The sequence below is a fragment of the Myxococcus sp. AB036A genome (assembly GCF_006547355.1).
Lineage (GTDB): Bacteria > Myxococcota > Myxococcia > Myxococcales > Myxococcaceae > Myxococcus > Myxococcus virescens.
This window is the reverse complement of the sequence record NZ_VHLC01000002.1, coordinates 233,698-242,277: the sequence shown is the minus strand read 5'-3', so window position 1 is coordinate 242,277 and position 8,580 is coordinate 233,698. Positions and strand designations below refer to the sequence as shown.

The following is an 8,580-nucleotide window of genomic DNA, read 5'->3' as shown; positions in this document are numbered from 1 at the left end:
GGGGGGGGGCAAGGCATTGGGCGGCGCGAAGGCGCTGGGCGCCCATGACTCGGATTTCGACGTCGACGGTGGCGGAGTCCTGGCGGCCATGGGCTTCGCGGGCATCCCCATCACCGTGTCCGTGAGCTTCGTGGTGTTCATCGCCTGGTTCCTGTCGGTGGTGAGCGCGCAGCCGCTGCATGAGGCGCTGGGCGGGATGATGCCGTCGTGGCTGCTGAGCAGCGGGCTGGGGCTGGCGTGCTTCGGGGCGGGGACGGTGACGGCGGGCTTCGCGGTCCGGCCCCTGCGGCCGGTGTTCGTGGCCAGGCGCGCCCCGGGGCGCGAGGCGCTGATGGGCCGCGTGTGCACCATCTCCAGCGGCAGCGTGACGGCCAAGACGGGCCACGCGACCTTCGAGGACGGCGGCGCGGGCGTCATCCTCAACGTCGTCTGCGCGAAGCCCAATGAACTCAAGCGAGGCCAGCCGGCGCTGATCCTCGCCTACGACGCCGAACGGCGCGTCTACGAAGTGGAGCCGGTCGACTGGTTGCTGCCGGAGGAGATGGAGCAGCTCCAGGATCCGGCCCGCGCAGCGGCATTGGCTCGCGTGAAGGCACGAGGCTGAGTTTTACCGGTCGCGCAGAGGGGGCGACCGTCACATTCGACGCCGGAGGGCTTTTGCGGGGGACCTCCGGCGCCTGATACAAGGCCCGCTGTCATCATCAATCAGGAAATGGCCATGGACCCCATTACCGCGGTCGCTGCCGGCATCGGTGGCATCATCCTTCTCGGAGGCATCCTCCTCACCATCGTCCGGCTCTACCGGCAGGTGGACCAGGGCAAGGTGCTCATCGTCAACACGCTGAAGAACGAGCCGGTCGTCACCTTCACCGGCGCGGTGGTGTTCCCCATCATCAACCGGGCCGAGGTGATGGACATCTCCTTGAAGACGGTGGAAATCGACCGCCGTGGCAAGGAAGGCCTCATCTGCCGGGACAACATCCGGGGTGACATCAAGGTCACCTTCTTCGTCCGCGTGAACAAGACGCGCGAGGACGTGCTGAAGGTGGCGCAGACTATTGGCTGCGCGCGTGCCTCCGACCAGGAGACGCTGGAGAACCTCTTCGAGGCCAAGTTCTCCGAGGCCCTCAAGACGGTGGGCAAGAGCTTCGACTTCGAGGAGCTCTACACCAAGCGCGAGGAGATCAAGGATCAGGTCGTCAACGTCATCGGCCGTGACCTCAGCGGGTACATGCTGGAGGACTGCGCCATCGACTTCCTGGAGCAGACCCCGGTCGAGATGCTGGACAAGGACAACATCCTCGACGCGCAGGGCATCCGGAAGATCACCGAGCTGACGACGAAGCAGAACGTCTTCACCAACGAGCTGCGCCAGGACGAGCGCATGGCCGTCACCAAGCGCAACGTCGAGGCGGATGAGGCCATCTTCGCCCTCGAGCGTCAGCGTGAAGAGGCCGCCGCGAAGCAGAAGCGCGAGATCGACAGCATCCAGGCCCGCGAGACGGCCGAGGCCGAGCGCGTGAAGCAGGAGGAGTACGCCAAGGCCCAGCTGGCGCGCATCAAGGCCGAGGAAGAAATCAACATCAACGAGCAGAACAAGGCCCGGCAGATCGAGGTCGCGCAGAAGAACCGCGAGCGCGTGGTGGGCGTGGAGACCGAGCGCGTGGAGAAGGACCGCGCCCTGGAAGCCATCAACCGCGAGCGTGAGACGGAGCTGCAGCGCATCGCCAAGGAGAAGGCGCTCGAAGGCGAGAAGAAGCTCATCGCCGACGTGGTGCGGGCCCGCATCGCCGTGGAGAAGACGGTGGCGGAGGAGGAGGAGCGCATCAAGGACCTGCGCGTGAAGGCCGAGGCCACCCGCCGCAAGGACGCGCTGCTCATCACCGCCGAGGCGCAGGCGCAGGAGAAGCTGGTCAAGGACATCAAGGCGGCCGAGGCCTCCAACGAGGTGGCCAAGTTCACCGCCAAGGAGAAGCTGACGCTGGCTGAGGCCGAGCTGGAGGCCGCTGACAAGACGGCGAAGGCGAAGGTCCGTCTGGCCGAGGGCGTCCAGGCCGAGGCCGCCGCCGAGGGCCTGGCCGAGGTCCGCGTGAAGGAGGCCGACGCGCAGGCGCAGGAGAAGCTCGGCATGGTCAACGTCCGCGTGAAGGAAGCCGAGGCGGGCGCCATCGAGAAGCAGGGCCACGCGGAGGCGAACATCGTCCGCGAGAAGCTGCTGGCGGAGGCCGCGGGTGCGCAGGAGAAGGGCCTGGCCCAGGCGCGCGTGCTGGAGGCGGAAGCCAGCGCCATCCAGAAGCGCGGCGAGGCGGAGGCCATTGCTACGCGCGAGAAGCAGCTCGCCGAGGCCGCTGCCATCCAGGAGAAGCTGCTGGCCGAGGCCCGCGGTCTGGCGGAGAAGGCCGCGTCCATGAAGCTGATGGACGGCGTCGGCCGCGAGCACGAGGAGTTCCGCCTCAAGCTCAACAAGGAGCGCGACGTGGAGCTGGAGGCCATCCGCGCGAAGAAGGACATCGCGCACGCGCAGGCCGAGGTGCTGGCCAAGGCGTTCGCCAACGCGAAGTTCAACATCGTCGGTGGCGACGGCCAGTTCTTCGAGCGCTTCGTCAAGGCGGTGTCGTTCGGCACCGCGGTGGACGGCGCGCTGGACCACGGCGAGGCGCTGAAGACGGCGCTGGGCGGCTACCTCAACGGCGAGAAGGACCTGCCGGCCGACCTGAAGGAGATTCTCTCCAAGCCGGGCCTGAGCAACGACGCGCAGAACCTGGCCGTGGCCGCGCTGCTGCACAAGATGGCGGCCAGCCCCGTGGCCGCGACCTCCGCCGGGCTCAAGGCGCTGGTGGAAGACGTGGCGCGTCCGGGCACGGTCGACAAGCAGGGCTGACAGTCCCAATGGGCCACCGCCGTGAACAGGCGGCGGTGGCACGGCCGTAAGACGATCCTCACTCCGGCCTCCCCTCCGGGGTGGCGCCCCTCCGCTCGGGAGGGTGCGGGGGTGGGGGTCTTCGCATTTCCGGTGAACACTCATGGCAACTGACGGTGGCAAGGGCGCGGCGCCCGCGGGCGAGGCGGCGCTGGAAGGCGGCAGCTACGAGGTCATCCGTTCGCGGCTCCTGTCGCAGGCGGATGTGCTGGGCGCGAAGGCGACGGACCTCAACGGGCGGCGCAAGGCGCTCTTCGGTGGGACCGAGCTGACCGTCATCGGTAACGAGCGGGTTCGCACCGAGCACAACTGCGTCCCGTGCGACATCGCCAGCGTCGGCAAGTACCTGCTCTTCGGCTACAACGTCTTCATCGGCCTGAAGCGGGAGACGTCGGTTTCCGACGTGTTCTCCCTGCACAAGTTCGAGAAGACGGCCGACGGGTACGACTTCTCCGCGGTGCCCACCTCCGAGGCCGGCGGGTTCCTGGCGGACCCGCGCTTCGTGAAGGACTTCGGCGAGCTCTACAAGTACTACAAGGACGCGAAGCTCCTCCAGATTCGCAAGCTGGACTCGCGCCTGCTGGCCGTCTTCCAGACGGGCCAGTCGCTGCGCGACATCAAGGTCTTCCGCTTCAGCCTGGACCTGGAGGGCCGCGCCACCTACCTGGACAACCAGGGCGAGCGCGACCATGTCTTCCCGCCGTCGCACGACTTCGAGTGGACGGTGGCCACGCGGGACAACTACGTCACCGGCCAGCACCCGCACGTCAACGTGCTGGACCAGGTGTTCGTGGAGACGGTGAAGGGCGACCTCACCATCAAGGTGGAGGACAACACCTCCACCGGCATGGGTATCTACAGCGAGCCCGTGGACGACCCGGACCAGTCGCTGGACGATGCCGAGTTCGCCTGGGCCCAGGTGGGCACGCTCATCCTGCTGCGGGTGCTGCCGTTCCGGGAGAAGACGCACCGCTACCTCGTCTTCAACTCGCGCACGCAGCACGTGGTGCGCATCGACGCCATGGGGCAGGCGTGCGTGCGGCTGCCGGAGGACCAGGGCATCGTCTTCCCGGGCGGCTATTACCTCCAGACAGGGGACTTCAAGGTCTTCGACGGCGCCGCGGCGTCGGAAGGCATGGAGTTCAAGCGCGCCATCCGCTCGCCCAACGGCGAGGACGTGCTCTACATCTTCCACCGGCGGACGGACGGCTGCTACGTCCTCTTCCCGTACAACCTGGTGCGCAAGGAGGTGCAGAACCCCCTGGTCGCGCACGGCATGAGCCTGTTCTCCGACGGGCAGCTCGTCATCTTCCGCTCCGCGTCGGATGAGCCCACGCGCGTCCACCCGATGCAGGTGTGGCAGACCCCGTTCGTATCCGCGGAGCACGCGGCGGGGACGCCGCCGGCCCCGGGCTACCTGGGCAAGGTGGGCAACGCGGAGCTGGTGCGCGGCATCTCCGACGCGCTGACCATTCAGCGGATCGCGAAGTCGGAGAAGCCCACCCGGCGCACGTATGAGGACCTGGTGTCCTCGGCCACCCGCGCGCTGGACGCGTACTACTGGCTGGGCCATGAGGAGACGGGCCTCCAGGAACCGGTGGAGACCCTGCGGCGCACCGCCGAGCTCATCATCGATGAGTTCGAGAAGGTGGTCGCGATGCAGAAGCGCGCCACCGAGTCGCTGGCGGCTGCGGAGGTGGAGCAGGAGACGCTGCTGCTGCGCGTCCAGCCGGAGAACCTCACGCACGCGGAAGCCTTCATGCAGGCGCTGGCGGACCTGCGCAAGCAGCGCGGGCACCTGATTACGTTGAAGGACATCCGCTACATGGACCTGGGACGCGTGGACGTCCTGGAGACCGCGGTGGTGGAGGCGTCCGACCGGGTCAGCACGGCCTGCGTGGAGTTCCTCCAGACGGGCGAGGCGCTGGCGCCGCTGGCCTCGCGCCTGGACGAGCTGCTGGCGCAGCTGGAGCCGGTGCAGACGTCCGTGGAGCTGGCGCCCCTGGGCGAGGACGTGGAGCGGACGGCCCACGGCCTGGAGGTCCTGGGCGAGGTCGTGGGCGGTCTCCAGGTCGGTGACCCGCTGGCCCGCGCGCGCATCCTGGAGGGCATCTCCGAGCTGTTCAGCCGCCTCAACCGCGTGCGCGCCAGCCTCGCGGCCAAGCGCAAGGAGCTGTCCGGCCGGGAGAAGCGCGCGGAGTTCGGCGCGCAGTTCAAGCTGCTGGGGCAGAGCATCGAAAGCTCGCTGTCGCAGGCGGACAGCCCGGAGCGCTGCGACGAGGCGATGTCCCGCCTCACCGTGCAGTTGGAGGAGCTGGAGGGCCGCTTCGGCGAGTTCGACGAGTTCCTGGAGCAGATCACCCAGAAGCGCGAGGAGCTGCTGGAGGCCTTTGGCGCGCGCAAGCAGTCCCTGTTGGACGAGCGGCAGCGCCGCGCGCAGAGCCTCTTCGGGGCCGCGGAGCGCATCCTCCAGGGCGTGCAGCGTCGGGCCAAGTCCTTCAAGACGGACGACGAGCTCAACGGCTACTACGCCTCCGACGCGATGATCCTCAAGCTGCGCCAGCTGGCCGACCAGCTGATGGAGCTTCAGGACAGCGTCCGCGCGGACGAGGTGATGTCGCGCGTGAAGTCCGCCAAGCAGGACGCACTGCGCGCCCTGCGGGACCGGCAGGACCTGTTCGCGGATGGCGACAACGTCATCAAGCTGGGGACGTACCGCTTCAACGTCAACACGCAGCCGCTGGACCTGACGCTGCTTCCGCGCGACGGCGAGCTGTACCTCCAGCTCACCGGCACGGACTACGCGCAGAAGGTGGATGACGCGGAGCTGCTGAAGTACCGCGACCTCTGGGATCAGCACCTGGTCTCCGAGTCGCCGGCCGTCTACCGCTCCGAGTACCTCGCGGGCTGCCTCCTGGCGGACGCGGAGGATGGCAAGCGTGGCCAGTCGCTGGATGCGCTGCACGAGGCGCTCATCAGCGGCACGCTGCTGGAGAAGGTGCGCGCGTACGCGGCCGACCGCTTCGACGAGGGCTACGAGCGTGGCGTCCATGATGCGGACGCGGTCTCCATCCTGGAGAAGTTGCTGGGCCTGCACCAGGGCGCCGGCCTGTTGCGCTTCGCGCCGGTGCCGCGCGCCTGGGCGGCGCTGTACTGGGCCTTTGACGTGGACGAGGCGGCCCGCACAGTGTTCCAGCGGCGCGCGCGCAGCCTGGCGCGGCTGCGCACCACCTTTGCGTCCGGCGGCAGCATGGCCGAGGTGGGCGAGGCACTGGGAGAGCGCATCGCCACGTTTCTCACCGCGAACGGACTGGCGCACTCGCCGGCCGAGCCGCGGCAGGCGGGCCGTTACCTCGTCGAGGAGCTGGGCGCGGAGCACCCGCGCTTCACCACCAGCGGTGAGGCGGTGGCGCTGCGGGACGCGTTCCTGCATGAGCTCGACCGGCACGGGACGCGGTCCGCGTTCGAGGACGACCTGCGCGGCCTGGAGAAGGACCTGGGCGCCCGGCTGGAGCTCGCCCGGGTGTGGCTGGACGGCTACCTCGCGCAGCGCGAGGGCGGTCCGGGGGATTCCGTCCATGTGGCGCTGGAGACGGCGGTGCTGCTGCTCACCGGCTCCAAGCTGGACCGCGAGACGGCGGGCGCGCTGACGGCCACCGAGGTCTCCGCGCTGCTGGGCAACCATTCGCGCATCCAGGACCGGAAGCTGCCGCTGCGCCTGGACGAGTTCCTGGCGCGCCTGGGCGAGTTCCGGCAGGTGCGGGTGCCCCAGTACCAGGCATACCGTGCGCTGCTGAGGGACTTGCTGGAGCGCGAGCGCCGCAAGCTGCGCCTGGAGGAGCTGACGCCGAAGGTGCTGTCGTCCTTCGTGCGCAACCGGCTCATCGACGAGGTGTACCTGCCGCTCATCGGCGCCAACCTGGCGAAGCAGTTGGGCGCGGCGGGCGAGGGCAAGCGCACGGACCGCATGGGCATGCTGCTGCTCATGTCGCCTCCGGGCTACGGCAAGACGACGCTGATGGAGTACGTCGCCAGCCGCCTGGGGCTCACCTTCGTGAAGGTGAACGGCCCGGCGCTGGGTCACTCCGTGAAGTCGCTGGACCCGGCCGAGGCGCCCAACGCCACGTCCCGGCAGGAGGTGGAGCGCATCAACCTGTCCTTCGAGATGGGCAACAACGTGATGCTCTACCTCGACGACATCCAGCACACGGACCCGGAGCTGCTCCAGAAGTTCATCTCTCTATGCGACGGCCAGCGCCGCGTGGAAGGCGTGTGGAACGGCCGGACGCGCACCTATGACCTGCGCGGGAAGAAGTTCTGCGTGGTCATGGCCGGCAACCCGTACACGGAGACGGGTGAGCGCTTCCGCATCCCGGACATGCTCGCCAACCGCGCGGACACCTACAACCTGGGTGACATCCTCGACGGCAAGGAGCACCTGTTCGCGCTCAGCTACATCGAGAACGCGCTCACCTCGAACACGGTGACGGCGCCGCTGGCCACGCGCGACCCGGCGGACACGCACCGCCTCATTCGTATGGCGCAGGGCGAGGAGGTCCAGACGGGCGAGCTGAAGCACGGCTACGCGGCGGCGGAGCTCCAGGAAATCATCGCGGTGTTCCAGCGCATGTTCCGAGCCCAGTCGGTGCTGCTGAAGGTGAACCTGCAGTACATCGCCTCGGCGGCGCAGGACGAGCGCTTCCGCTCCGAGCCCGCGTTCAAGTTGCAGGGCAGCTACCGCAACATGAACAAGCTGACGGAGAAGATTGTCTCCGCGATGACCGACGACGAGCTCGAGCGGCTCATCGACGACCACTACCAGGGCGAGTCCCAGACGCTGACGACGGCGGCGGAGCAGAACCTGCTCAAGCTGGCGGAGATGCGCGGGCGCCTGACGCCGGAGAAGGCGAAGCGCTGGGAGGACATCAAGCAGGGCTTCGCGCGCGTGAAGCGCATGGGCGGCAAGGACGACGACCCCGTGGCCCGCGTCACCGGTCAGCTCAGCGGCATCGAGGAGCAGCTGGGCGCGGTGCGGGACGCGGTGGTGCAGGCGGCCAACCACGTCTCCGCCAGCCAGGCGCGTGACGAGCAGCCGGGGCCCGTGGTGGAGGTGCTGCCTCGCCTGGAGTCCCTGCGCGAGGCCGTGCTGGAGGTGGCGCAGGTGGGCCGCGAGTCCGTGAAGGCCGCGAAGGCCACCCCGGCGCCCGTGGTGGCCGCGGGGCCGGACCTGACGCCATACCTCAAGCACATGGCGCACCTGCTCAAGGCGCTGACGGAGCGGGTGGCGGCGCAGGCGGAGCGTCCGCCGGAGCCTCCGGCGGAGTCCGCGCCCACCGTGCGGATGGCGGCCTTGGCGCCTTCGCCTGACTTCGGCGCGTACATGGAGCAGCTCTCCCGCGCCATCACCGCGCTGGCGGAGCGTCCTGTGAATGTGTCCGCCAACGTGCCTGCGGAGGCTTTGCAGCGCACCGCGCTCACGGGGCCGTCACCCGCCGAGCTGAGCCGTCAAATCGAGCTGGTGGAGGGCGTGCTGCTCCCGCTGGAGCGCGCCTCGCGCCGCGCCATCCAGGGCGAGGGCGAGGGCGTCATGAAGTCGCTCCAGGTCTGGCAGAACGTCACCGAGGCCCTGGAGCTGTTGCGCTCCATGCTGCGGCGCTGAA

The 8,580-nt window shown here is 68.8% G+C and carries 3 protein-coding genes; all 3 read left to right on the top strand.

Annotation, left to right across the window (positions count from 1 at the left end):
• Window positions 1-604, top strand: a 604-nt coding sequence (locus FL344_RS01805) for a hypothetical protein (RefSeq protein ID WP_141617260.1), incomplete at its 5' end; no start/stop codon positions are given.
• Between the two features lie 114 nt (window positions 605-718).
• Window positions 719-2,881: a hypothetical protein gene (locus FL344_RS01800; RefSeq protein ID WP_171439636.1), complete on the top strand. Its 2,163-nt coding sequence runs from the start codon at window positions 719-721 to the stop codon at window positions 2,879-2,881.
• A gap of 142 nt (window positions 2,882-3,023) precedes the next feature.
• Window positions 3,024-8,579, top strand: a complete 5,556-nt coding sequence (locus FL344_RS01795) for a DNA repair ATPase (protein WP_141617259.1) — start codon at window positions 3,024-3,026, stop codon at window positions 8,577-8,579.
• Window position 8,580 lies beyond the last annotated feature (1 nt).